The organism is Photobacterium panuliri (assembly GCF_059920555.1).
Genome location: NZ_CP197192.1, coordinates 1,824,841 through 1,849,380 on the forward strand (window position 1 = coordinate 1,824,841; position 24,540 = coordinate 1,849,380).

The window sequence follows — 24,540 nt, forward strand, 5'->3', positions numbered from 1 at the left end:
ATGAAAAAAGTAGTGATGTTTTCAGTAGCTGCGGCATTGATGGGTTGTCAATCTACTCCTGAGCAACCAGCACCGCAAGTCGTTAACCCTGTGGTACACGAGTGCTACTTCTTTGGTGCACCAGAGAAACCTGCTCCAAACTGGATTTGTAGTGGTGAGGTTAACCGCGATGGGTATGCTCGTTCAGCCGTAGGCTTTAGCGGCAACTCTGCTGGTGGTTTGGCTCACCAGAAAAACTTAGCGATTCAGCAAGGTCAAAAAGAGCTAGCGGATCAAGTTAAGAGTGAAATCATCGTTTCGATGAAGAACAAAACGGGCACATTAGGTGTTAATGGCCAGGCTGGTGCGACCCAAGCGACATCTGCAGAGCTTGATTCTGTGTCAAATGTTGTTTTGGAAGGTGTTGAGACTATTCGCACAATGCGCGGCCCAGATGGTTATTTCTATGTTCACCTAGCGCTACCAAAGCAGGCATTGCAGCAAAATGTTGAGCGCGTTGTGGATGAATATCAGGACAAGCATCCTGAAGAGAAACAAGGTATGACTCCTGAGGAAAACCTAAAGCTTGCTGACGATATTGCTAAAGCACTAGCGCATCAGTAAGGGGGAAAACTGTGGCTAAATTAAAAACAACATTATATATCGGTGGCTTGTGCTTAATGTCGAGTTTGGCCACAGTAAATGCCTCTGATGGCCCAAGCGAATTTGAGAAGAAGAAACTTTCCACCTTGTCTTCTTTTTCTCAAACCAAAGAGCAACACTATGATGCGTTTGAGCAATCAAAGCAGGCATATTTGAATGCGTTCAATCAGGCAAAGCAGGCTTTAGCAAAAAAATGGGATAACCCTGCGTTAACCAATCAGACCCAGTGGGTGCAGTACAGCAGTGACGATACAGTTAAGCGTACTGTGGATTTCGAAACCGGTGCTATCGTTATCGAAATCCTTGATGAGGATATGCCACCGAAAAAGGTGGAGAGTATTGTTCGTGAGCAGATTAAAGAGCTTACAGAACAAACAACGCAGCAGGCCTATGCAAAGGACAAAGTGCTAGCGAGTAACAATGTGCAGCCCCCTGAGTCATTGGCGAAGACCAAGGTAATGTCCGGGCTTAATGTTGAAACTGTGTTGGGGTCGCAGAAAAAAGAGTCATTTACCCAAAAAAATGGCTCTCATGTGACTCGAGTGAGCATGGCGGTTTCTCAGGATACGGTCAACTCACGTGCACAAGCGTATATTCCCTATGTACGCCAAATGGCAACGAAATGGGATATTGAGCCGGCTTTGATTTTGGCGATTATGCATACTGAAAGCCATTTCAACCCAATGGCCCAATCGCATATCCCAGCGTATGGCTTGATGCAGGTCGTGCCAACTTCTGCGGGTAAAGATGTCACCAAACGGTATTTAGGCAAAGAGAAGCTTTTGCCGCCGGAGGTGCTCTTTAACCCAGAATTCAATATTGATATTGGTACAAGTTATCTCAATATTCTGGACAAACACTATTTGAAGAAAGTCAGTAATGACGAGGTGAGAACTTACCTTGTTATTGCCTCCTATAACGGTGGAGTCGGGGCTGTTGCGAAACATTTTTCAGGTAAGCCTTCATTGTCGTCGCTGCCGGTGGCAGTGAATGAGCTAACGGCCACCAAGGTTTTTAGTTCGATAACGGAGGATTTTCCTTACAAGGAAACTCGCAACTACCTCAAGAAAGTTCAGGATAAGCGCCGCTACTACAGCCAATTGCTAAATACGCAGTCCATTTAATCCCCATAAAAAAGCCCTGAAATATCAGGGCTTTTTTCTATAGTGTCTAATCAATTAATCAACTAATCTCGATCGGTCCACCGAAGGCCGTGACCGGTGGGACTTCGCCCGTGAACTTTTCAAAGTTAACCAAGCAGGTGTTAGCGCTGGTGGCCTGAGCAAGTTCTGATGACGGAATATCCTGTGTCAGAGTATTCGGATCGCCGTAGGTATCGATAGCCCCAATTTTTTCGTTAAGCGGGCCATACCATGCACCTTCTTCAATGCGAATCACGCCGCGAGGGTAGCTGTCTGTTAAGACTGCACCGGCAAGCAGTTGGCCGCGATCGTTGAATACGCGCACCAGATCGCCATCTTTGATCCCCTTGGCTGCAGCATCCTCTGGATTGAGGTATACCGGTTCGCGGTCTTGTACCGTATAGGTTGCCCGGAAGGCATCAGATTCGCACATCTGTGAGTGAAGGCGTTTGTCCGGGTGGCATGATTGCATCCAGAACGGGTGCTTACTGGATCCCGGGCCACCGTGGGAACGTTCACTCTTCTCAAACCACATAGGATGTCCTTGGCAATGGTCGTAGCCGTAGCGCGCTATTTTCCGGCTGGTAATTTCGATGAAGCCTGATGGGGTGCCAAGGGCATTGATTTCAGGATCCTGACGGAAGTCGGCATGGCGCACCCAAGGTTTTCCTGTACCAAAGTCCAGTACGCCCTGTTCCCAGAATTCATCGAATTCCGGCATTTCAAATTTGCCTTTGTTGGCTTCCCGGCAATCTGCATACAGCGAGCGAACCCACTCCATCTCATCCATGCCTCGGGTGTACTCTTTGTGACGCCCGAACCGACGGGTGAGTTCCGTGAAGATTTCGAAATCAGTCTTTGATTGATAGAGAGGATCAACCAATTTGTGCATCGCCAGCAGACCACGGCCGCTATACGAACCGTAAACGTCAATGTCGTTACGTTCGAATTGGGTACAGGCTGGCAGAACAATATCCGAGAATCGGCAGGTTGCTGTCCATGCAAAATCAATGGTTACGACGGTTTGAAGTTTTTGGAATGCTTGCTTCATCCGGTTTCGATCTTGGTGGTGGTGCCACGGGTTATTACCGCTGATCACCATCATTTTGTAATCGGGCAGGATAACCTTGCTGCCGTTGTAGCGGATCTCTTTGCCAGGCTCCAAGAGGCAATCAACCCAGCGGGCGACCGGAATGGTACGGCTGTAACCATTGAAATCGTTGTTGTCCCATTTCGGCTTGTGGCCTTCGTCGACGTTGCGGGGGAACCCGCCCGGTGCGGCAAAGCCCGTTGATGGAACGCCAATACCACTGTAGTGGTGACCATAAGAGATACCGCCACCCGGTAGGCCTATCTGGCCGACCATCGCCGCAATCACGGCACCCATCCAATATGGCTGTTCACCATGCTCCTGACGCTGAATACACCAGCCAAAAAGGATTTGGGTGCGATCCGAGACCAGCATCCGAGCAAATTCACGGATCTGATCGGCATTGACGCCACAAATTTCAGCCGCCCATTCCGGTGTTTTCTCGATGCGGTCTTTGGTTTTACCCTGTACGTAGTCAATAAACTCCTCAAAGCCTAGGCAGTACATTTTAATGAAGTCTTTGTCGTAGAGATCTTCGTTGTACAGGGTGTGGGCAACGCCAAGCATGAATGCGACGTCGGTCTGCGGGTTAATGTAGAGATGCTCATTGCCAAGATAGCGTTGGGTTTTGTTCTTGACCGGATCGACCGACAGAACCTTGATTTCCCCTTTGGCTACCTTGTTCTTTAGCTGCTCAAGATAAGGATAAGACTCATGGGTTTCACAGTTCCAGCCGACTTGCAGGTTTTTGACCGGATCGGTTGCCCACAAGACAACGTTTTTGCTGTGGTTGAGAATTTCTGACCAAGAGGTTCCCTGGGCATAAACTTCAGTTGAGCCTAATACGTAAGGCATGATTGTCTGGCCTGCGCCAGTTGAGTAATCACCTACCTTGGTAATGTAGTTGCCGTGCATACCTACCGCACGCTGCATATGACTGGTACAGCTGTGGAACTGGCCAGTTTGACGCCAGCCGGTTTGTCCTGCATGCAGGGCCCATGGGCCATAATCTTTTTGAATTCGTTCAAGTTCACGGTAGAAAAGATCAAGGGCCTCATCCCAGGTCACACGGACAAAGCGGTTATTGCCCCGTGTCTCTGCACTGTATTTGTGCTTCTTCAGCCAGTCCAAACGTACCATCGGGTAGCGCACCCGAGATGGGTTGTAGATCACCCCTTTGATGCCATTTAGCATCTCAGTTGGATACTGGTCAATTTCAAGAGCCTTAATTTCTTGAACTTTACCAGCATAAATATGAGCCCTGAATGCGCCCCAGTGGGAGCCAGAGACTTTCCATGTTCCCGTTGTCTCAGCGGCAATGGCTTTGGATGAAGCAAGCAGGCTTGGGCCAATAACAGAGGCGGCGCTGGTTGCGGCAACGCCTTTTAGAAAACTTCTGCGAGAAATTGACATTGTTGAGTACTCCGTTACGGCTTAGTGTTTGCTGTCAGAAAAATCGGAAGAGTGCTTCTGAAGGTATTTCAGAACCAGTGCTTCGCTATCACGGTCAAAGTTCACGAAGGCAAGCATGCCGTTGAACATTCCCGGCCAGGTATTGGCGTCGAAGTGTGCTTCGGCAGGTTGGGTATGGCATACCGAACAGTTTGTGGTGTAGGCCGACTTTGCTTTTTCCCACACTGGGTTGATATCGTTGATAAGGGAGTCTTTAGGCAGCCATACCTTGGCTGTGACACGCTGCCAAGGCAGGCCGGTTAGATCATCGACTTGACGTTCGAAAGTATCGACGATCTGATCATTTTGGGCTGATTCTTTGAGAAGCGATGCGACCGCTATGTTCATCCCGAACGCTTCTTGAATAACGCGCCCATAGCCTTTGTCCTTACGCCAACCGGCGATTTCGACTTCGACGGCATCCTTGGTCTGGTTGATGACTTTGACGGCTGAGGCAGGGTTCAACAGTCCAGCCTCAGTTGTCAGATCTTTGTCTTCATATACCGGAAGGTAGCGAACGCTGTATACCGTTTCGTTATCGGTGAATTTGGTATTGTTGGCAAGCTGGACCAGCTCTGCAACTAGGCCACCGCTGCTGTCCATATTCTTAGGTAGATGGTGGGCAATCCCTTTGTGGCAATCCACGCAGCTTTGGTCTCGTTCCGCTGCATTTTTCATTTGAACTCGGGCTGTTGGAGACATCTTGCTGAAGTCCATGCCATCATAATCGTGGCAATTGCGGCACTCGAGAGATTTGTTGGCACTGAAACGATCCCATTCATGCTGGGCGAGGATGATTCGACGATCCTCAAATTTTTCCGGGGTGTCGATAAAGCCAGCAAAGTGAGCAAAGACCTCTTTGCTCGCTTGGATTTTCCGAGAGATTTTCGCTGTCCATTCATGAGGGACATGACAGTCAGGGCAGGTTGCCCGTACACCTGAGCGGTTTTTGTCATGGATTGTACCAGCGTACTCCGGAGCCACATTTTCGGCATGGCAGCCGACACAGAACTCTTCGGTATTGGTCGCTTCAAGGGCGGTATTGAATCCACCCCAGAAAATGACGCCAGCAATAAAGCCGCCAAGCGTGAGTACCCCCAGACTGATATGTACACTCGGTCGGGAAAATGTTCGCCATGCTTTTTTTAAGAAATTTTTCATTATTTATTCTCTTTATTGATTCCGCTACACGTCTTGTATTAAGCCCCGTGGCCCGGAGGACCAAAAAGGAAGACTTGCATCATCCAAACAATGAATCCGTAGCCACCTACGGTAATGATGCTGAGAATAGGGAACAAAAAGACAGTGATAAAAAAGAACGCTCCCCATTCACGCTTCTTTTCATCTTTGGCTGTAGAACTTATTTCATTATTCATTAGGACTACCTGCTAAAAAATGTTAATTGAGTGAGGTGACAAAAGTGTTAATAACTATGCCTAGGGGATCTTAATTGAAGCTGTTGTTAATATTCAATTGATGAATAGTGGTTGAATGAGACGGGGTAATGTTTTTTTGATCTTCGACGTCGCTGTGAATGGTTTATCAATTGATATTATTGATTGTGGTGATTTATATAAAATAATTAACAGTCATTCGCGGTGATCTAACTGTTAAAATTGTTGATTTGTTGATCGCAATCTGTGCTTATTCATATTTCAGTTAGGTTGTATTCAGCTTTAGTACAGATATTGTCGATAAAGAGATATGACTATCTCGTTTGTAAATATTAACCATGTAAATGGTGTTTGGATGAGGATGGTTTATCGGTCGAAATCACACGCAGGATGAATGTTAAATCCTTGGTGGTTATCTGTTGCTCTAAAAGTGCCCCTCTCGTTATGGAGGAGGCACTTGAGTTACCGTGTTTGCTGATCAGCGGATGGTCTCGAAGGCGAGAGCTTTTTTTTCTATTTTGCGAAAAAGAATCGTCAGAAGGCCATTAACGGCTAAATAAAATAGACCTGCGGTAGCGAATACCACCAAAGTATCGTATGTCTGGGCATTAATGCGTTGCGCATATCCCATAATATCCATAATGGTAATCGTACTGGCCAGTGATGTCCCTTTGAATACCAAAATTACCTCATTGGAATAGGCGGGAATCGATCTGCGAACCGCATAGGGTAGTAACACGCCCAGAGTATGGCGGGTGTTCATCCCCAGCGCTTTACATGCTTGCCATTGTCCTGAAGGGATGGTGTTAAATGCACCTTTGAAAAGCTGGGTGCTATAGGCTGCGGTATTGAGGGCCAGAGCAATCATGGCACAAAACCAAGGTTGGCTGAGCCAGTGCCATGCCATACTGTGTCGGATTAACTCAAATTGTCCGGGTCCATAGTAAATCAGGAATATTTGAACCAGTAGTGGCGTGCCCGTAAAAAGCGTAATAACGCAGCGACTGAGCCAGTGTATCCCCGGTATTTTAAGGATCAGAGACAGTGTCATTAGCAATGCGAGTACGCAGCCGACAACTAGCGATACAACGGTGAGTTCTAGGCTGGTGAGCAAGCCTGTGGCCAGTTGCCAAATATGTTGATCGTTCATGCGCCTGCTCCTTGAGTGTTGCTGTCGTGCAGGCTGTACTTGTTATCAAGCCGCTTAACAAAACGTTGGGTAATCAATGTAATAATTAAATAGATAGCAGCGGCACTCGCGTACCAAGTAAAGCTCTCATGGGTGGCTGCCGCTGTGAGCTGTGCCTGCTTGAGTAGATCGGTGACACCAATCAGTGAGACTAATGCTGTATCTTTTAATAGTACTAGCCATTGGTTGGTCAGGCCGGGTAAGGCATGACGTATCGCTTGGGGCAGTACGATGTTGAAAAAGGTCTGTGTCTTCGTAATACCCAAGGCACTGGCGGCCTCGCGCTGCCCATTGGGTACAGCCTTGAGGGCTCCACGAAGGGTTTGTGACGCATAAGCCGCAAAAATTAATGAAAGTGCGATAACACCTGACAGAAAAGGGCTTATTTCAATAAATTGGCCGGTGAGAAGAAAGAAAACTTGGCTGGATCCAAAGAAAATAAACAGGACAATGAGTAATTCCGGCAAGCCTCTGAGAACGGTAACCAATGCGGTTACAGGCCAGGCGACAGCCTTAAACCGTGACATTTCCCCACAGGCAAACAATGTGGCCAACAACAGCCCGACGACGACACTGGCTAGGCTGAGCTGGATTGTCACCCAGCTCGCCTCCACAAGTGTCAGAGCATAACCTGACAATGCCATAAATTATTCACCAAAGTATTTATCGAAAATTTGTTGGTACTGGCCATTAGCCTTGACGGTTTTTAGTGCAGCGTTCAGTTTTTCTAGCAGCGCATCGTTGTCTTTGTTGATGGCAATACCAAACCCGTTACCAAAGTATTTAGCGTTGGTGATTGGATCTCCGATATAGCTCAGTTGATCATTTTTCTTGAACCACTCCGCAACGACCGCCGTGTCACCGAAAACAGAATCGATACGGCCATTTTGCATATCGATAAATGCGTCTTGGTAGCTGGCATAAGGTACGGCCGTTACTCCAGTCATTTGTTCTGTCAGGTAGCTTTGGTGAGTCGAACCGTTTTGAACGCCGATACGTTTACCTTTCAATGCTGCTTGATCCGCAATTGAACCTTTGACAGCGACAAACGCGGCTGCATTGTCGTAGTAGGGAGCTGTGAAGTTGACGACTTTCTGCCGCTGCTCTGTGATATCAATACCGGAGATCGCGGCATCATAACGACGGAATTTCAGCGCTGGGATTAGGCTATCAAAAGGTTGATTGTGGAAACTGCATTTAGCCTTTATTTCATTACAAAGCGCATTGGCTAGATCAACATCAAAGCCTTGGATTTCGTTGTTTTCGTCAACATACTCGAAAGGTGCATAGGTGGCTTCCATGGCAAATTTAATTTCATCCTGAGCAGATGCATAGTTAGACACCAAGCCAATAAGCGTTGCTAGTACAATTTTTTTCATCGCGATACTCCGTGCGTCATTATTTGCTGCCCTATGTCATTGAAGGGCAATGTTGTTTTTAATGGGTTAGGTAATCAGCAAATTGCTGGGTTGCTGGTTTGCTGAATGCATCTCGAGTGCCATGTTCAATGACATGTCCGTTTTCTAAGTAGAGAACATGACTGGCAATTTTCTTTGCGAATTCAACTTCGTGGGTGACCACAACTTGAGTGATCCCTGTTTTACTCAACTCTTTGATAATATTGACAACTTGATTTGTGATCTCGGGGTCGAGAGCCGCCGTTGGCTCATCGAACAACAAGACATCGGGTTTCATCATGAGTGCCCGTGCAATGGCAACCCGTTGTTGCTGCCCGCCAGAGAGTTGCAGCGGCCAAGCATCGGCTTTGTCCGATAGCTGTAAGGTAGCCAGAATTTTCATCGCATCGTCAGTCGCTGCTGATTTACTGATTCCGGCGACCTTCACCGGTGCTTCAATCAGGTTTTGCAAAACCGTCAGGTGCGGCCATAAATGATATTGTTGAAATACCATGCCGACTTTTTTCCGCAGGTATAGGGCGTCTTTTTCACAAAGAGAGTCAGAAAAGTGGAACTGGTTGTTGGCGATATGCAGTTCACCGCTACTGGCAGACTCAAGCAAGTTGAGTACTCGAAGTAGTGAGCTCTTGCCTGCGCCACTGGGCCCAAGCAGTACCAGAGTGTCTCCTTTGTCACAGCTGAAATTGACATCGTGCAGTACTTGCGTGTCACCGTAGAATTTATTGATGTTGCTTGCTTGAATACCCATGCTTAATTACTGCATTTATTGTCATTTTTCTTATAGTACATTTAGTGCTTTATTATGCAAGTTAATTGTATAAAAAATCTAAAGCATCTTGTTTTCAAAGATGTTGTCTATAGAAAAGCGTGGTTTGACCATGCAATTTATGGTTTTGCGGGGATTCGGTGAAAGATGTGAAAGTTTGCAGAGCAGAGCAGAGCAGAGCAGAGCAGAGCAGAGCAGGATGGAGAGTGGCCTAAGCCTTGTTGTATCGTTTGTTGAAGAGACAAAAAGACCGCCGGGTGGCGGTCTTTTGCTGTGATTAAGCGAGTATGCTCTTACTTAATTACGCTGTTTGAGCTTGTGCAGCCGTTTCGTGACGGGCTTTAACAACCAAGGCGTAACCGATAAGGGCAATAAAGCCAGTGATGAACATTGCAGTTGTCACTGTCATCAGGCCGTGTACCGCAAATGCTGATACCAAGCCACTTGCCGCGAAACACACCATGGTTTGTAGGAAGTTCAATAGACCTGCTGCTGTCGCGCTACAGTTTTTGAAGTCTTCCAATGCTTTGCTGATGATAATTGGGTAGATAGCACCGTTAGCCACCGCCAAGAAGCAGAATGGGATCAGGATCGGCCAGATTGTCTTTGGTTCAGTCTGGATGGAAATCATGAACATTACGGCAACGCTGGCAAAGAATAGCTTCAGGATCCATGGTAGAAGCTTTTGGCTGTCATATTTGTTTAGTAGCGTACGGCAACCGTAACCACCAACAATGAACGCAACAGTTTGTGGTGCGTAGCTCAGGCCGATATCTGCACCTGAGTAGCCCATTGCTGCCATCACAAATGGTGAGCCAGTTAGGTATGCGAAGAAAGCTGCAGAACAGGCGGCAAAAATAATCATGTTACCCATGAATTTTTTTGAACCTAGGATTTGCTTGTAGTCACGGCGTAGCTGGACACTTAGCTTATCTTGTTTTTTCGCTAAATTAGCACTTTCAGGTTCCTTGAGTGTCATAACAGCCAAAATAACACCAAAAGCAACCAAGGCAATAAAGATGCTACGCCAGCCGAATTGATGCTCAAGCATCGCACCAGCTAGAGGTGCAAGTGCTGGAGATAGGGCTACAAGAGGCATGATCGTTGCGAAAACACGCTCAGAGACTTTGCCTTCATAGCGATCGACAACCACAGCCTGCCAAATAACAGTTGCACTACATGCACCTAGTGCTTGTAGGAAACGTGCAAACAGCATGATTTCTACATTAGGGGCAAATGAACAAAGTACCGATGCAGCACTGAAAAGTACCATACCGCCTAGCAGTACTTTGATTCGGCCAACGCGGTCAGAAAGGGGGCCGTAGACAAGTTGGCCTAGAGCCATGCCTAACAGGAAAATACTTAGCGTTAAACCAATAAGCGATTGTGAAGTATTAAAGTCTTCACGAATAATTTCAAAAGCTGGAAGGTACATATCAGTAGCAAGGAAACCTAGCATACTTAGACATGCGAACCAGATAATGGTGAGTTTTGATGGTTGATTAGTCATGATAAATGATTCATTACAGTTTTTACTTTGGAAGCAAGTCTATACATGGTTGGGAAAGCTGTGAAATGGTAAAATTTCAAAGTTGCTTTCAAATAATTTGATTTGAAAAACTGAAGATGGTACCACTGGCACCACGCATACGATTTCGTCATCATTTCACCAGCAAATTGGGGGGAGAATAACCGGTTTTCTGGTGATGAGGTAAGGCGAACTTTTGGGTGCAACCAGTAAATAATTTGAAAAAATGTGCGCTGGATCTAGCTGTTTGATGCATTGGCGCATGAGGAAGTACGAAATGTTTTCATACAACGACTTGCAAGTTATCGATGTGGTCGCCCGGCGGGGCAGTTTTTCGGCCGCTGCCGAGGAGCTGCACAAAGTACCTAGCGCGATCAGTTATACCGTGAGGACAATTGAAGAGCGACTGGCTGTTGAGTTGTTTGTCAGGCTGCACCGTCAGGTCGAATTGACGCCTGCTGGCGAATTTTTTGTTGAAGAAGCCAGGCACCTGCTCAAGCAGATGGAGCAACTGAGACTACAGACGCAGCGGGTGGCTAATGGGTGGTCACAAAGTGTCTCGGTTGCTTTGGATACGGTTGTCCGAGAAAGCAGGGTGAATACGCTTGTGAGGGATTTCTATCGCCAGTTCCCCGATATGGAATTACACCTGACCATGGAAGTGTTCAATGGCGTATGGGATGCCTTGGCTGATGGACGGGCGGATATAGCCATCGGTGCAACCGCTGCTGTACCAGTGAGTGGCCATTTTGACTACCGTGATATGGGAGTGCTAGCTTGGCGGTTTGTTGTTAGCCCAGATCACCCGCTGGCGGCGGCGGAGCACCCATTGGAGGCGGCAGAGTTGGCCCAATATCCGGCAATTTGTCTTGAAGATACCTCAAGGGTACTGCCAAAGCGCATCACCTGGCTGATGGATAACCAACGTCGGATCATGGTTCCTAACTGGCACAGTGCGATATCGTGTTTGAAGTCTGGGCTGGGGATCTCCGTTGTGCCGGAGCATATGGCCTTGGCGAAAATTGCCAGCGGTGAGCTGGTGGAGAAGTCGTTGGCAGTGAGCCCGCCAGTGAGCCCTTGCTGTTTGGCCTGGAATAAAGAAAGCCAGAACCCGGCGATTGGTTGGCTATTGGGTTATCTGGGGGACAGTGAGCAGCTGCATCGGGAGTGGATGCGCTAAAAATATACCCAAGACAGTTTGCTTGGGTATAAAGCGGTTATTCGGCAGCAGTGTTGTTGTCTGACTGGGTAACCGTCTCAGTTGCGTCGCTTGCCTGACCTTCAGATTGCTGGGCTTCTGCTTCCATTTTCGCGCGTTCTGCTTTTGAGATGTAGCGTGGTTTGTTGCTACGGTGCAGCTTGGCATTTTGTTTTTTGATTTTAGATTTTTGAGTCTGGATAACTTTCTTTTTGCGGTTCATTGTATTTACCAATGCGAAATGGGCTGGCAATTCTATGGGGAAATGAGCGTGAAGGGAAGGGAGAGATGAGAGTGGCAAGGTCATTATGCCTTGCCAAGATCGATCGAGCGTTGTTGTTTGGCCTGAAAAGGGTTGGTTCAGGCTTCTTTGAGGGTATTGTAACCGGCCCAAATGCGTGTTGCGGTGGTGATCCAGCATAGCGAACCAAAGCACCAGGCAATGACGGCGAAGTGTTGAGGCAGTAAGCAGAACAACACAAAACAGACAATGGTTTCAGTGCCTTCGGTTAGGCCGCCTATGTAATAGAGCGATTTTTGCTTATAGACAGGGCTTTCGATATTGCGCTTGCCGGCCATGATGGCAAAACTCAGGAAACTGGATCCTGTACCGATAAACGAAAAGATCAGAAAAGCGCCAGCCACTGCATTGCTGTCTGGGTTGGCGAGGACGAACCCAAACGGCACTAGGGAATAAAAGAGAAAATCGAGGGTGATGTCGAGAAAGCCACCGCAATCTGTGATCCCCTGCCGCCGGGCAATAGCCCCATCCAGTCCATCGAAAATACGGTTAGCGACAATAAAGCCCAGTGCGAGTAAGTAATGCTCGAAAATCAGAGCGGGCAGGGCACATAACCCGATTAGAAAACCGAAGACTGTTACTTGGTTAGCGCTGACCCCTAGTTTGTCGGGTATCGCTGAGATGAGGGTTAACGGCTTGCGGATCAGAGCGATGGCGTAGCGGTCTAGCATAAGTGATTTTCCTGAGAGGTGTTGGTCCAAGGCCAATGCATGACGATTCCGTCTGCTGGAATATCATCATGGTCATGGGTCACCATGATCGCGGGGATCTGGCGCTGCTTGATTTGATCAAAGACCCAGCTGCGGAATTCATGTCGAAGTTCTTTGTCCAGTTTGCTGAATGGTTCATCAAGCAAAACAGCTCTGGGCTCAGATAATAGCATGCGCATCAAGCTAATTCTTGCCCGCTGCCCTCCTGATATCTCGTTGGGCATATGATGGGCAAGCATTGCCAGATTTATCTGCTCTAATGTTTGTTGGGCGATAGCAACACGTTCGGATTTGCCATAACGACGCGGGAGCCCAAACATGAGGTTTTCCAGTACATCAAGGTGGGGGAAGAGCAGGTCATCTTGGAATAATAACCCAATATGCCTTTGGTCAGGCGGCAGGTTAAGCACGCTAGAATTATCCATTTGTACATCACCTTGCAAGGTAAATGTCGCGGCAAGATGGCCTGCAATAGCACTGAGAAGGGTTGATTTCCCGCATCCGCTAGGTCCCATCAGGGTGACGATCTCTCCGGGATTGACCGTAAAACTGACGGGAGCGATAAGCGTCTCTTGCTTGTTAAAGACGGTGAGATTGGTCACAGACAGAGTCATCCGTGTTTGTACTCCTGTTGAGGCTTGATTGCCTTAGATTGCATTCGGTTAGAGCGATCATGGCGGCGATAGTGGTTAAGCATAATGACACCTGCAAAGAACAGCAGTGGCAGGAGTCCCTGCAGCAAACCGTAGATCGCCATCACCCTGCGATCCTGCCCGCTGCTCAGGGCGATAGCTTCGGTAGTCAGTGTGCTGATCCTACCAGCACCAAGGAGCTGCGTTGGCAGATATTGGGCAAGGCTGACGCTGAGCCCGACGGCGACGGCGAAAAATATCGCGGGCTGGACCAGAGGACGTTTTACCTTCCACCACGTTTGCCAGCCGTTCAGGCCAAGGCTCCTGCTGCACTGATCGAGCCTGATATCGTAACTACGCCATGCTCCATCCAATGCGAGATAGACATAGGGGAACACAAATAGCAGGTGGCCCCAGACAACCCAGATAAGATAGTGCTGTCCCGGTACTAGGTAAGTCAGTATCTGAATCCCAAATAGCAGCGATAGCTGCGGAATAATCAGGGGTAGGGCGATGAGCCATGTCGGCAACCCTCGCAAATAGCGCTGACGGTATTCCAAACATGCAATGGCCATGATCAAGGCGGCAAGGCAGGAGAGGATGGCGATACCAAGGCTTGTCGCCAGTAACTCAGTAATTGTATCGAGCTCTTGATGCCAAAAGCGCCCGCTGTATCGGCTAGGGAGCAAATCCGGAAAACGCCACCTCTGTGCGAATGACCATAGTACAAGAATAGGGAGTACCAGTGCTGGGATCAGTGCGAAAGGCAGGTAGATCCCGCGCCATGTTGTTAAACGGAGCTGGCGGGTTGTGTGGGGCTTGGGGCCTGAGGTTTGCCAGTTACGACAACGCCTGAGCCCAAGCCACTCCATCAGCCCAAGTGTACCGAGTCCAAGAGCTGTTACGGCCAGCATTAGGATCGCACCGGCTGCCGCCCGTGGTACCAGAGTCAAATCAGGCTCGTTAAACCATTGCCAAACGACCAGTGACAGTGTTGTTGGTCTTGTTGGTCCCAGAATCATGGCAACATCCACGACGGATAAGCCATACGCGGCGATCGCAAAAATAGACAGGCGCATTTTCGGCAGCCATTGTGGCAGAATCACTTTGTACCAGCATTGGGAGCGGGTGTATCCCAATGCCGATGAGACAGCGAGCAGACGCTGGATATTAAGTTGCTGCAAAACCGAAACGCTCATAATGAGCAAGAATGGCGTTTCTTTGATCGCCAACGCCAGCAGCAATCCTAATCCATGAGGATCTTGAATTAAACCGGTTGAATACGTGCTGTTCACGCCGAATAGATCTCCAACTCGGTAGAACCAGCCTGTTGGAGACATTAACAGGGCAAACCCGATAGCAAAGGCCACATGCGGCATTGCCAGCATTGGTGAGAGGAGTTTTTCTACACGGTTCCAGCGCGCTGTTTCCCAATAAGTGGCGAGGATCCAATAGCTAAACATGATGGCCAGCAAGGTGCTGCCCAAGCCGGTAAACAAAGTTAACCCAATGGATTCAGCCAAATTCGGCCAATGAATCAGCAGTTCAAAAGCAGAGGGCGAAAACTGGTTATATCCCAATGCCGGGAGCCATGAAAAGGCGGGGAAGATAATTCCCAGCAGACCCGGCACCAAGGGGGCAAAGCAGATCAATAATGTGGTAAAAAATAAGAATCGGATCATCAGGGTCGTTCGGATAGGGAGGTATACCTCCCTATCTTTGATTATTGGTTGCCGTAACGTTTTTGCCATTCAAGCTCTATGGCGGTAAGCCAGCTAGGATGGGGTTCCGGTATGGATTTATACAACGTGAATTCGGCACCGCCATTCTTCGCTAAAACTTCTTTCTTGAGTACTGAAGGATCTCCCCAGATCGCGGCATCAGCTTTTCGTACTTGAGCCTCAGGGCTCATCAAAAAGTTAATGGCAACCAGAGCGCCTGCCTTGGCCTGAGCGTTCCAAGGAATAGCGAGAAAATGGATATTGGACAGTGCCCCTTGCTCAAAGGCATAGGTGTGGGCAGATTCGGTCAGGTTACCATTTTCAATTGCAGCGCTAGCGGCATTGGGATTGAAGGTGATGGCCAGCAATAGTTGTTGGTCGTCCAGAAGCTGAACGGTTTCGCTAGTTCCAGACGGGAACTTGCCCCCTTTCTGCCAAGCTACAGGGTGCAGGGCGTCAAGATACTGCCAAAGTGGAGCCGTTGTTTGTTCAAACCGTTCCTTTTCGGATTTTATATCAATGGCGTGGTACAGGGTATCCGGATTGGCGGCCAGTTCGATGAGGGCAGCTTTCAGAAAGCTGCTGCCATGAAACTCTGGTGGCTGCGGGTAACTGATTTTTCCCGGATGCGATTTGGCGACATCTAGCAGCTGGGCAAAGCTCGTAGGTGGATTGCGCAGTGTTTGGGTATCATGAATGAACACTAGCTGACCAACCCCCCACGGCGCTTCAAGTCCATCGGTCGATTCCGTAAAGTCTTTGTCGATGGGTAACCGGGTATCGACATACTGCCAGTTAGGGAGGCGCTGGGTAAATGGCCCAAACAATAGTTTACCCTGCTTCATGGAGCGGAAGTTTTCACCGTTGATCCACACGAGATCGACACTGCCGCCACTATTCTTTCCGGCGCTCTTTTCCGCAAGCAAGCGCTGTGTCGTTTCGGCGATATCGGCAACTTTGACATGCTTGAGGGTGACGCCATACTGAGCCTGCAGTTGGCGGCCAGCCCAACGCAAATAGTCATTGATTTCCTGGCTGCCGCCCCACGCATTGAAATAGACGGTTTGTCCCTCGGCTTGTTGAAGAACACCTGGCCAATCAAGGGGAATGTCATTGGTTGCCTCGGTGTTGGCGTTGGCTGCCGATATACCGGCAGCCATCATCATCGCTAATCCTAACAGGTGTTTTTTCATTGTCGCTCCCTATTTTTCGGTAACAGTCGGTTCGGCTTTTTGAACAGTACGTTGCATTGTTGGTGGTTCGACAATGTTGGTTTCAGTTGCTTCCGTGCTGTCACCAGGTTTCGGTTCTTGTTGGGGATGTGATGGGCCGCGCATCCAGCGATGATATTTTTCTACCCATGCCAATAGTCCCTGCGGTGCATTGTCCTTTTTCCAAACGCCAGCGGTGTATTTGGCCGCTTCGCTCATCGTTGGATAGGGGTGTACGGTACCGAGGATTTTGTTGAGCCCTAAGCCATGACGCATTGCCAAGGTGAATTCGGCTAGTAGTTCTCCGGCGTTATGGCCGACTATGGTCGCCCCAAGAATTTTATCCTTGCCTTTGGCGGTGATGACTTTGATAAACCCATGGTCCTCACCATCGGTAATTGCCCGGTCGAGATCATCAATACCGTAGGTAACAATATCAAAATCAATGCCTTGTTGCTTGGCTTCTTTCTCATTGAGGCCCACCCTTGCAACTTCCGGCGATGTGTAGGTCGCGGCAGGCAAGACGGAATAGTCAGCCTTGAATTTCTTGAATTGGCCAAACAGGCCATTGACGGCGGCATACCATGCCTGATGGGCGGCAGCATGGGTCAGCTGGAACGGACCTGCAACATCGCCGACGGCATAAATATTGGGATAGCAGGTTTGAAGATAGTCATTGACTTCCACCGTACCTCGCTCGGTTGTGGTAATGCCCAGATCCTCAAGGCCGAACCCCTGAACATTGGCAACACGGCCAAGGGCCAACATAACGGCATCAAACTCGATAACAGACTGGGTACCATCGGCCGTTTCGAGAACAGCGCGAGCCGAATTCTCTGAAGAGCCGTCAGAAGGCTCAAAGCGAACAGCCTTGTGCCCGATTTTCACAGATACGCCGTCGGCAACGAGGCTCTGTTGAACAAGCGTGGCTGCATCGCTATCTTCACGGATGAGGAGCTGTTCTGCCATTTCGACCAATGTAACTTCGCTGCCTAGGCGCTGGAAGCTTTGCGCCAGCTCACAGCCAATGGGTCCACCACCTAGTACCAGCAGGCGCTTGGGCTGTTGGTCGAGTTGCCAGATCGTATCGGATGTCAGGTAATGGACTTTGTCCAGACCGGGGATTGCCGGCACGAGAGGGCGGGCCCCCGTTGCAATGACGATATTGCGGGTGGTGATTCGCTCGCCATTCACTTCAATTTCCCACGGTGAGAGGATTGTTGCCTCGCCTTGGATACAATTGACGCCCAAGTTTGTGTAGCGCTCGATACTGTCATGAGGCTCGATTTTGGCGATAACCTGATGGATTCGCCCCATTACCTGCTTAAAATCAACGCTGGCTTTACCAGTATGGATACCGAACTCCTTGGCTCGGGTGATTTCAGCCATCGTATGGGCTGCTCGGATAATGGCTTTTGATGGGACGCAGCCCGTGTTGAGGCAGTCTCCTCCCATTTTGTGGCGTTCAATCAGGGTGACTTTGGCTTTGACCGCAGCGGCAATGTAGGCACTCACCAAGCCACCGGCTCCCGCGCCGATCACCACCATGTTCTGGTCAAAGTGGCTTGGCTTTTCCCATTGGGCGTAAAGGCGGCGTTTGTTGGTGATCCCCATTCCTGCCTTGGCCAATAATGGGAACAGGCCCAGTAATGCCAGTGAGATTAATACCGGCGCAGAGATGATTCCGCTCAGAGATTCAATCTGACCGAGCTGGGTTCCTGCGTTGATATAGACAGCCGTACCGGCCAGCATGCCAACTTGGCTGACCACAAAGAAAATACGGGTGCTGATAGGCGTTAACCCCATCAGAAGATTGACAAGGAAAAACGGGAAAATGGGTATCAGGCGCAGGGTGAAGAGATAAAAAGCACCATCTTTCTTGACGCCGTTGTTGATTGCGGACAGTCGTTGCCCGAATTTAGCCTGAACCCAGTCACGTAGGATGAAACGGCTGAACAGAAAAGCAAGGGTTGCGCCGATGGTACTGGCGAAAGACACCAGTAGCAGGCTCCACCAGAATCCAAATAAGGCGGCACCAAGGAGTGTCATAATCGCTGCGCCGGGCAAGGATAGGGCTGTGACAGCGACGTATACGGCAAAATACACCAGACTCGCGGTGATGGGGTTACTGGTAATCGTATCTTGCAGGGCGATCTGCTGTGCCTTGGCATTTTCCAGAGTGAAATAGGCCCCTAAATCAAACCCAATCCATAATCCGATTAGTGCGACAACGATTCCGGTTATTAGCAGTTTTTTTCTGTCCATATTGAGTGCTCCCGTTATTGGCCCTGCGGAGTGTCTGTCTTGTTGGTTGTGTCGCTATCTTGCTGCTGAGGCTGAATCGGTAAACTGCAAAACCCCTGCTCAGGTACATCAAGGGCGGTATTGAACTTGGCCGATAGGTTCTGAAAAGCAACCAAGGCGGTCAGTTCAACGATAGCATCTTCGTCATACCATTGGCTGAGGGTCGATAGCATATCGTCAGTAACTTTCTGGCCTGTGATCGTCATCGCTTCTACGTAGTGCAACACGGCAATTTCTTCTGCATTGAATAGGTTGCTGTGCTGCCAATTAGCCAGTGCTTTGATTTTTTCGACTGAATCACAGCGTTCAGCCAGCTTCATGCCATTGGCGTCAACACAGAAGGCGCAATCGTTGAGTTGCGAGACGCGGACGCAGATCAGCGAACGGATCACTGGTGCGAGGGGGGATGATGAGCGGTCAAGAAAGCCGAAAAAACCTGCGACTAGCCAGAATAAGGTTGGGCGACGCCCCCACAACTTGGCGGGATTGAGTACATTGCCGTAGTGTCGCTTCTGAAGCCACAGTAGGGGCCGGACAAAAATAGAATAACGACGTTTGGATGGGATGCGCACATTAACCTCTCTGAATGTCTATGGTTTGCAAGAAAAAACTGCAAGCCTGTCATTATCACCGATATGCTGGTGCATTTGTGAGACTAGACCTTACCAAGAGGCGGATTATTTCAGTTTAATTGAAAAAAGTGCTTTAAATTCTTTTAGTTGATGCTTATTTGTACAGTTCTGGGTTGGTTATTGGTAACCATATGTTTTGGCACGGCCTCTGCAATCAGCAAATAGCCGCAAACAGCGATGGGCACGAAAGCCAACAGCATGGTTTTACCGATATGGTAGTTTCGATACCAGTACTTCCTCGCTCGTATGCGCAGCAAGATGCCCCACAGTAGAAGGGAACTGTTACTGAGCAGGGTCCAGGTAACCGCATCTCTAAGAGCTGTGATCGACGTGTAATCCTGCTGTACGAGGAAGAGGGTTAGCATTGGGGGGAAAAGACTGATCAGGACCAGCCAGCGCATTAGGCGTGGCCATTTACCAAACGTATCCTTGAACACACGTTCATTTTGTCCCGGGAATGGTTTGGAATAACTCATACTACCTCCACGATTCAGTTGTGTTCATTCTAACCTTGGCCTGAACGAAAGAAAGTATGGAGCAAGATCAGCGAGTAGCTTTGTGAGGAGATTCAATATTTGACGGAGTCTGACAAAAATTTGTCATATCAATGTTGATCTTGTTCTGATTTGCTTGTCATGCTGGCAAAAAGGCGAGGTGTGGCGGTTGGTGTGTTCTGCTTCTCTTGAGACTTTGTCTAATGTCCTCGTTCTCACGCTGTTGTTTATATTTTTATGCCACTGAGTTTAGTGAACCTGTGTTGGGACTTTTATTACGGCGCCTTATTGCGCATGAGTGCATATATTTAATATATAAGTCAGCGATCAGCCTAATTATTACTGGATTATAAATAAATGGCAGGGTTAATTCATCAAGGGAATTTATAATTAATGGAATATAAATAAATCTTAATTATTATTAACGGGTTTAATGGTTTTATTAATAGGAATAAATAAAAAAAGAGACCCGAAGGTCTCTTTCTAAATTCTGTTTATTAATACCTAAATTAGTTTAGGTCATTCAAAAGTTGTTGACGGCGTTCTGGTGGAATAACTGTCCAGTGTCTGCCGCTGATTGCGCCTTCTAGTTGCCATAGCATATCGATGGCTAGGCTGCCGCTGTGTGTGGCTTGTAGGGCTTTAAACGCATTGATTGAGCCAGCATTTTTTAGCTCTTCAATGGTAGCGATGCCTGCTTTCTTCAGCATACGCTCGTTGGCTAGGCGCAGGTTTGGTAGATCTTTGATGCGCTCTGGGCCTGTGGTTGTCTTGGTGACTTTATCAACTTGAGCTGCCTCAAGTGATTGTTTTGCATGCTCTAGAATTTTTTCTGGTTGCTGCCACCATTCTTCAGGAATGGCATAGTGCTTGGTAACAACAGGAAAGCCACGCTTTTTATAAATATATGGTTCTAAGCCTGCGTCTTTGAATCCAGTTTCATTAGAAGCATTAGCACGCAGGTGAAGTTTATTATTTACGACTAGCGCGAACATCGTTTCGCCGGAAAAAATACCATAACCACCAAACATAGAACGTGATTTGATATTACCAAAACATTGGAATAGTCGTAATGAGTCTTTAAGTACTGGTTTGTCCATGTGTCTTCTCTGTAAATAAGTTAGAAGTCACCAAACAACAGAGCGTGGAGAAAGAATAGCAAAGATACACAACTGGTTATGTCAGACAATAGCGAATATTTTCTGAAATGATGATTGCTATATCCATCGGCAACCCCGCTACCTTAAGTTGAATAAAAAATAGGGATATATTCAGCTCTTAGGCCGGAAGCTTTGCGTCCCTACCTTTCGATAGGTTTGCCTTGTTCGTGACCTGGTAAGAATATCATTAGTTGATAAATTTGAACTTGCTCCCAATTTTGGTTTTGTGATCCTTGTCACATATTTTCATTCAGATGGCTGATAAAGGCAACGCATTTTTGATTTTCGTTCGATAAGTATCGGTCAAAATTGTAAAAAAAGCCGGCCTATGGTAGGCCAGCTTCTTGTATTGTCATCAGATTGTGTGACGTGTAATTAGTTGAGTTTCTTCACTGATTTTCGCTCAACCAGTTCAGGAGTCATCTCGAACACTTGGTGTGCATGTTCTTTGTCTTTTACGCGATGCATCAAAATCTCAACAGCACTTTTGCCCAATCGACGCTTTGGCTGGTGGATTGTGGTCAATGGTGGTGAAAAGTAAGGTGCTAGATCGATATTGTCGTAACCAATGATAGAGATATCATCCGGTATACGGATTCCTGCTTGTTGGAAGGTACTGATCAGACCCATCGCCATGATGTCGTTGAAACAGAAGATAGCAGTTGGACGTTCTTCCATTGCGATTAAGGCATTTGCTGCGACAACGGCAGATTCACACTCGAAGTCACCTTCCAGAATCCAATCTTCGTTGACAGGCAAATTCGCTTCGTTCATTGCCTTGCGGAAACCTTTAAGGCGATCGCGGCAAGCAGCCTTTTCGCTGTGGCCTGTCAGGCAACCAATTTTCTTGTGACCATGCTCAATGAAGTATTTAGTCGCTACATAGCCACCAAGTTCTGCATTGTCTTGGATCTTATCTGTATGTGGGCTCTCTGGACCCCAGTCCATGATAACCATTGGTAGATCTTTTTGGCGCTCTAACAGTGCAAGCAGTTTTTCGTCCAGATCAGAACACATGACCAACAGGCCATCTACGCGTTTTTCAGCCAGCATTCGCAGATAGTCGCGCTGCTTGTCGAGGTTTCCTTCGGTATTACAAAGGATAAGTGTGTAACCCTGACCATAGCAGTACTCTTCAACGCCGTGGACAACTTCAGCGAAGAATGGGTTGGTTGACTTGGTTACCAGCATACCGATAGTGCGAGTTGTGTTGCACTTCAAGCTTCGCGCAACGGCACTCGGTGCATAGTTAAGCTCGTCAACGGCTTCCAAGACTTTTTTCTGTGTTGCTTCTGCGACGAAGCGAGTTTTGTTGATTACGTGAGAGACGGTGGTCGTTGAAACACCAGCCAAACGCGCAACATCTTTAATCGTTGCCATAGTTATTCTTCTAATAAGATAGAGGTCAGAGGACCTAACTGAAAGCTTTACCCAAAAGAGTAGTGAACTTATCCACATCTGCTGTAATTACAGTTCACTATTCTATTGAGTACAGCGAGTAGAAACAGCTAAAGCCGCATCACAAAGGGCGGCATAGCTCGTCGTTCTGATCGACGTATAGAATAGCGTAACAAGCAACGCACTGTTAGTTTGCACCGTGTAATCGCTTGCGTTCACATTTTACCGAGTGTGGATAAGAGTGCAATAATTCTTATCGAAGAAATGAAAAAATCTTGATGGCGGTCATCATTTCTATCCGTGAGGCTTATGATATTACAATGGGATAGCCATAAACAGGATGGGGCATGACCGATACCCGCCAACCATAGACACGTTCAATATTGCTACTGGTTAGGACTTGGTCAGCGTTTCCATCTGCTTGGATACGACCGTGGTTCATAATCACCAATCGATCGGCATACTGTGAGGCCAAATTTAGGTCATGAATGACCACAACAACGGCAGCGCCAGATTTGGCCATGTCTTTGGCTACCTGCAAAGTATTGTGCTGGTGGGCAAGATCAAGCGCCGATGTCGGTTCGTCAAGCATCAGTATACATTGATGGCCAGCTTCGCTGAGCTGGGTCAATACCCGAGCAAAATGCACGCGCTGTTTTTCCCCGCCTGAAAGGCTAGGGTAAAGTCGGTGGGCAAGGTGGTTGACATCGACCCGTGTCATGGATGCTTCTGCAACGGCCTGGCATTTTGTATTGGGTAGATCAAGTGGCATACCGCCGAGCTGTACGACCTCCTGTGCGGAAAAGGCAAAAGTCAGGCCGCTGTGTTGTGGCAATACGCCAAGATGCCTAGCCAGTGTTTTGGGTGACCATTGCTCACGTAGATGATCGAAGTAGTACGTTTTGCCGCCTGCCTCTATTTCCCCGCAAAGCACTTTTAGCAAGGAGCTTTTCCCCGCACCGTTAGGCCCGAGCAGGGCGGTTAGCTCACCGCTTCGTAGCTGAATGGAAAAGTTCTCCAGCAGCGTTTTCCCGCCAAGTGATAGGTTTAAGTTACGGGCATCTATCGCAATTGGGAGATGGGGCGATGGGGTCGTCATGACATTCTCCCTTTTTGTTGAGTTAGCAAGATAATAAAGAACGGAGCCCCCAGAATAGCGGTGATGATGCCGACGGGTAGCTCTGCGGGAGCGGCAGCTATACGTGCAAGCATATCGGCAACCAGCAGGATTAATGCCCCGATGAGCGCTGATAGTGGGAGCAGCGTTTTATGGTTGGGGCCAGCCAGTATTCGCCCAATATGGGGGACGATAAGGCCGACAAAGCCAATAACCCCTGTCAGAGAGACGGCAATACCGACACCTGCCGCACACAGAAGAATCAAGCGACGTTTTAGCTGTTGCACATTAATGCCGAGGTGTTTGGCTTCTGCTTCACCTAGTAATAGGGCGTTGATGCCATTCGCATCGCGGTAAAATAACGTCAGAAGTGTGGTAAGAGTGGCAAAAGCCAGACCGATCCCCGGCCATGTTGCGCCGGCCAGCGAGCCCATACTCCATAAAGAGAGATCGCGCAGAGCCTGATCATCGGCAAAGTAGTTCATCAACCCCAGTGCGGCACCTGAAAGCGCACCGATGGCCACACCTGCAAGTAGCATGACAGTAACGGATGTTCCATTTTTATCTGTGCCTAATTGATAGACGAGATAGGTGCTTACCGCGCCGCCTATGAAGGCGAAAACAGGAACCGTTCCCAGTGTAAGCAGCAGAGGGTATGAGGCGACAAGGGGAGCAAAAACGACGATGGCAATTGCGGCACCAAGGCTGGCTCCCCCCGAAACCCCGATTATGCCAGGGTCAGCCAGCGGGTTACGAAAAAGCCCCTGCATCACGGCGCCGCATAACGCCAAAATCGCGCCAATAGCCATTCCCAAGAGGGTTCTTGGCAAGCGGATTTGATGAATAACAATGTCAATGTGCGCGGGCAGGTTGGTATCCCACGGGGCGAGAGCCTTGACGCTATCGGAAAAGGATATCGCCATCGGGCCGACCACCATTGAGGTGATGATGGCAAGCGCGAGTAAACAAAGGCCGGAAGGAAAGAGAATGCCGGCCGATAGTCGTTTTAAATGCATAGTAAGTACTGCTGGCCTATGCCAA

General features: G+C 48.4%; 23 protein-coding genes and 1 riboswitch. Of the genes, 3 read left to right on the forward strand and 20 right to left on the reverse strand.

Features of this window, described 5'->3' with window-relative positions:
* Together ACSF8X_RS08475 and ACSF8X_RS08480 are read left to right on the forward strand one after the other, a co-directional pair.
* On the forward strand, positions 1-603 hold the full coding sequence (locus tag ACSF8X_RS08475) for an LPP20 family lipoprotein (RefSeq protein WP_047877921.1): 603 nt from the start codon (positions 1-3) through the stop codon (positions 601-603).
* A gap of 11 nt (positions 604-614) precedes the next feature.
* Positions 615-1,766 carry a transglycosylase SLT domain-containing protein gene (locus ACSF8X_RS08480; RefSeq protein WP_053062382.1) on the forward strand — a complete coding sequence of 384 codons (1,152 nt, stop codon included), beginning with the start codon at positions 615-617 and terminating at the stop codon, positions 1,764-1,766.
* Positions 1,767-1,824: 58 nt separating this feature from the next.
* Here ACSF8X_RS08480 and torA read toward each other — a convergent pair whose 3' ends face one another.
* The 8 genes from torA to punC all read right to left on the reverse strand — a co-directional run bounded on the left by torA (position 1,825) and on the right by punC (position 10,603).
* On the reverse strand, positions 1,825-4,287 hold the full coding sequence (torA, locus tag ACSF8X_RS08485; protein WP_047877922.1) for a trimethylamine-N-oxide reductase TorA: 2,463 nt from the start codon (positions 4,285-4,287) through the stop codon (positions 1,825-1,827).
* Positions 4,288-4,308: 21 nt separating this feature from the next.
* Positions 4,309-5,487 (reverse strand): pentaheme c-type cytochrome TorC, encoded by a 1,179-nt coding sequence (gene torC / locus ACSF8X_RS08490; RefSeq protein WP_500849652.1) that lies wholly within the window; start codon positions 5,485-5,487, stop codon positions 4,309-4,311.
* Positions 5,488-5,525: 38 nt separating this feature from the next.
* Positions 5,526-5,702, reverse strand: coding sequence for a trimethylamine N-oxide reductase system protein TorE (gene torE, locus ACSF8X_RS08495; protein ID WP_084722167.1), 177 nt, complete (start codon positions 5,700-5,702; stop codon positions 5,526-5,528).
* A 496-nt stretch (positions 5,703-6,198) separates the two neighbouring features.
* On the reverse strand, positions 6,199-6,870 hold the full coding sequence (gene artM / locus ACSF8X_RS08500; protein ID WP_047877924.1) for an arginine ABC transporter permease ArtM: 672 nt from the start codon (positions 6,868-6,870) through the stop codon (positions 6,199-6,201).
* A complete protein-coding gene (gene artQ, locus ACSF8X_RS08505; protein ID WP_500849653.1) occupies positions 6,867-7,553 on the reverse strand; it encodes an arginine ABC transporter permease ArtQ in 687 nt (228 codons plus the stop codon). The genes artM and artQ overlap by 4 nt, the downstream gene beginning before the upstream one ends.
* Positions 7,554-7,556: 3 nt before the next feature.
* Positions 7,557-8,288 carry an arginine ABC transporter substrate-binding protein gene (locus tag ACSF8X_RS08510; RefSeq protein ID WP_047877926.1) on the reverse strand — a complete coding sequence of 244 codons (732 nt, stop codon included), beginning with the start codon at positions 8,286-8,288 and terminating at the stop codon, positions 7,557-7,559.
* Positions 8,289-8,346: 58 nt separating this feature from the next.
* Positions 8,347-9,075, reverse strand: a complete 729-nt coding sequence (gene artP, locus ACSF8X_RS08515; protein ID WP_500849654.1) for an arginine ABC transporter ATP-binding protein ArtP — start codon at positions 9,073-9,075, stop codon at positions 8,347-8,349.
* Positions 9,076-9,394: 319 nt separating this feature from the next.
* A complete protein-coding gene (gene punC, locus ACSF8X_RS08520) occupies positions 9,395-10,603 on the reverse strand; it encodes a purine nucleoside transporter PunC (RefSeq protein ID WP_500849655.1) in 1,209 nt (402 codons plus the stop codon).
* A 295-nt stretch (positions 10,604-10,898) separates the two neighbouring features.
* Between punC and punR the strand changes: the two genes are divergently transcribed.
* Complete coding sequence (punR, locus tag ACSF8X_RS08525) at positions 10,899-11,801, forward strand: DNA-binding transcriptional activator PunR (protein ID WP_047877929.1); 903 nt, start codon at positions 10,899-10,901, stop codon at positions 11,799-11,801.
* Between the two features lie 37 nt (positions 11,802-11,838).
* On the opposite strand, the gene ACSF8X_RS08530 is transcribed toward punR, so the two are convergent.
* The 12 genes from ACSF8X_RS08530 to ACSF8X_RS08585 all read right to left on the reverse strand — a co-directional run bounded on the left by ACSF8X_RS08530 (position 11,839) and on the right by ACSF8X_RS08585 (position 24,515).
* Positions 11,839-12,042, reverse strand: coding sequence for a DUF2986 domain-containing protein (locus ACSF8X_RS08530; protein WP_500849656.1), 204 nt, complete (start codon positions 12,040-12,042; stop codon positions 11,839-11,841).
* 137 nt (positions 12,043-12,179) lie between these two features.
* The gene (locus ACSF8X_RS08535; protein ID WP_500849657.1) at positions 12,180-12,791 is read right to left on the reverse strand and encodes a CDP-alcohol phosphatidyltransferase family protein; all 612 of its coding nucleotides are present in this window, start codon (positions 12,789-12,791) and stop codon (positions 12,180-12,182) included.
* Positions 12,785-13,444 (reverse strand): ATP-binding cassette domain-containing protein, encoded by a 660-nt coding sequence (locus ACSF8X_RS08540; RefSeq protein WP_500849658.1) that lies wholly within the window; start codon positions 13,442-13,444, stop codon positions 12,785-12,787. Before ACSF8X_RS08540 ends, ACSF8X_RS08535 begins: the two co-directional genes overlap by 7 nt.
* Positions 13,441-15,213, reverse strand: a complete 1,773-nt coding sequence (locus tag ACSF8X_RS08545) for an ABC transporter permease (protein ID WP_500849659.1) — start codon at positions 15,211-15,213, stop codon at positions 13,441-13,443. The genes ACSF8X_RS08540 and ACSF8X_RS08545 overlap by 4 nt, the downstream gene beginning before the upstream one ends.
* Positions 15,186-16,376: an ABC transporter substrate-binding protein gene (locus tag ACSF8X_RS08550; RefSeq protein WP_500849660.1), complete on the reverse strand. Its 1,191-nt coding sequence runs from the start codon at positions 16,374-16,376 to the stop codon at positions 15,186-15,188. The genes ACSF8X_RS08545 and ACSF8X_RS08550 overlap by 28 nt, the downstream gene beginning before the upstream one ends.
* Positions 16,377-16,385: 9 nt before the next feature.
* Complete coding sequence (gene lpdA / locus ACSF8X_RS08555) at positions 16,386-18,659, reverse strand: dihydrolipoyl dehydrogenase (protein WP_500849661.1); 2,274 nt, start codon at positions 18,657-18,659, stop codon at positions 16,386-16,388.
* Positions 18,660-18,673: 14 nt separating this feature from the next.
* Complete coding sequence (locus tag ACSF8X_RS08560) at positions 18,674-19,270, reverse strand: carboxymuconolactone decarboxylase family protein (protein WP_047877935.1); 597 nt, start codon at positions 19,268-19,270, stop codon at positions 18,674-18,676.
* 143 nt (positions 19,271-19,413) lie between these two features.
* Positions 19,414-19,806: a hypothetical protein gene (locus ACSF8X_RS08565; RefSeq protein WP_500849662.1), complete on the reverse strand. Its 393-nt coding sequence runs from the start codon at positions 19,804-19,806 to the stop codon at positions 19,414-19,416.
* A 527-nt stretch (positions 19,807-20,333) separates the two neighbouring features.
* Positions 20,334-20,924, reverse strand: coding sequence for a TfoX/Sxy family DNA transformation protein (locus tag ACSF8X_RS08570; RefSeq protein WP_047877936.1), 591 nt, complete (start codon positions 20,922-20,924; stop codon positions 20,334-20,336).
* 125 nt (positions 20,925-21,049) lie between these two features.
* Positions 21,050-21,155, reverse strand: a riboswitch (cyclic di-GMP riboswitch).
* Between the two features lie 204 nt (positions 21,156-21,359).
* Positions 21,360-22,364 carry an HTH-type transcriptional repressor PurR gene (gene purR / locus ACSF8X_RS08575; RefSeq protein ID WP_047877937.1) on the reverse strand — a complete coding sequence of 335 codons (1,005 nt, stop codon included), beginning with the start codon at positions 22,362-22,364 and terminating at the stop codon, positions 21,360-21,362.
* Positions 22,365-22,689: 325 nt separating this feature from the next.
* Complete coding sequence (locus tag ACSF8X_RS08580) at positions 22,690-23,481, reverse strand: heme ABC transporter ATP-binding protein (RefSeq protein WP_500849663.1); 792 nt, start codon at positions 23,479-23,481, stop codon at positions 22,690-22,692.
* Complete coding sequence (locus ACSF8X_RS08585; RefSeq protein WP_500849664.1) at positions 23,478-24,515, reverse strand: FecCD family ABC transporter permease; 1,038 nt, start codon at positions 24,513-24,515, stop codon at positions 23,478-23,480. The genes ACSF8X_RS08580 and ACSF8X_RS08585 overlap by 4 nt, the downstream gene beginning before the upstream one ends.
* Positions 24,516-24,540: the final 25 nt, after the last annotated feature.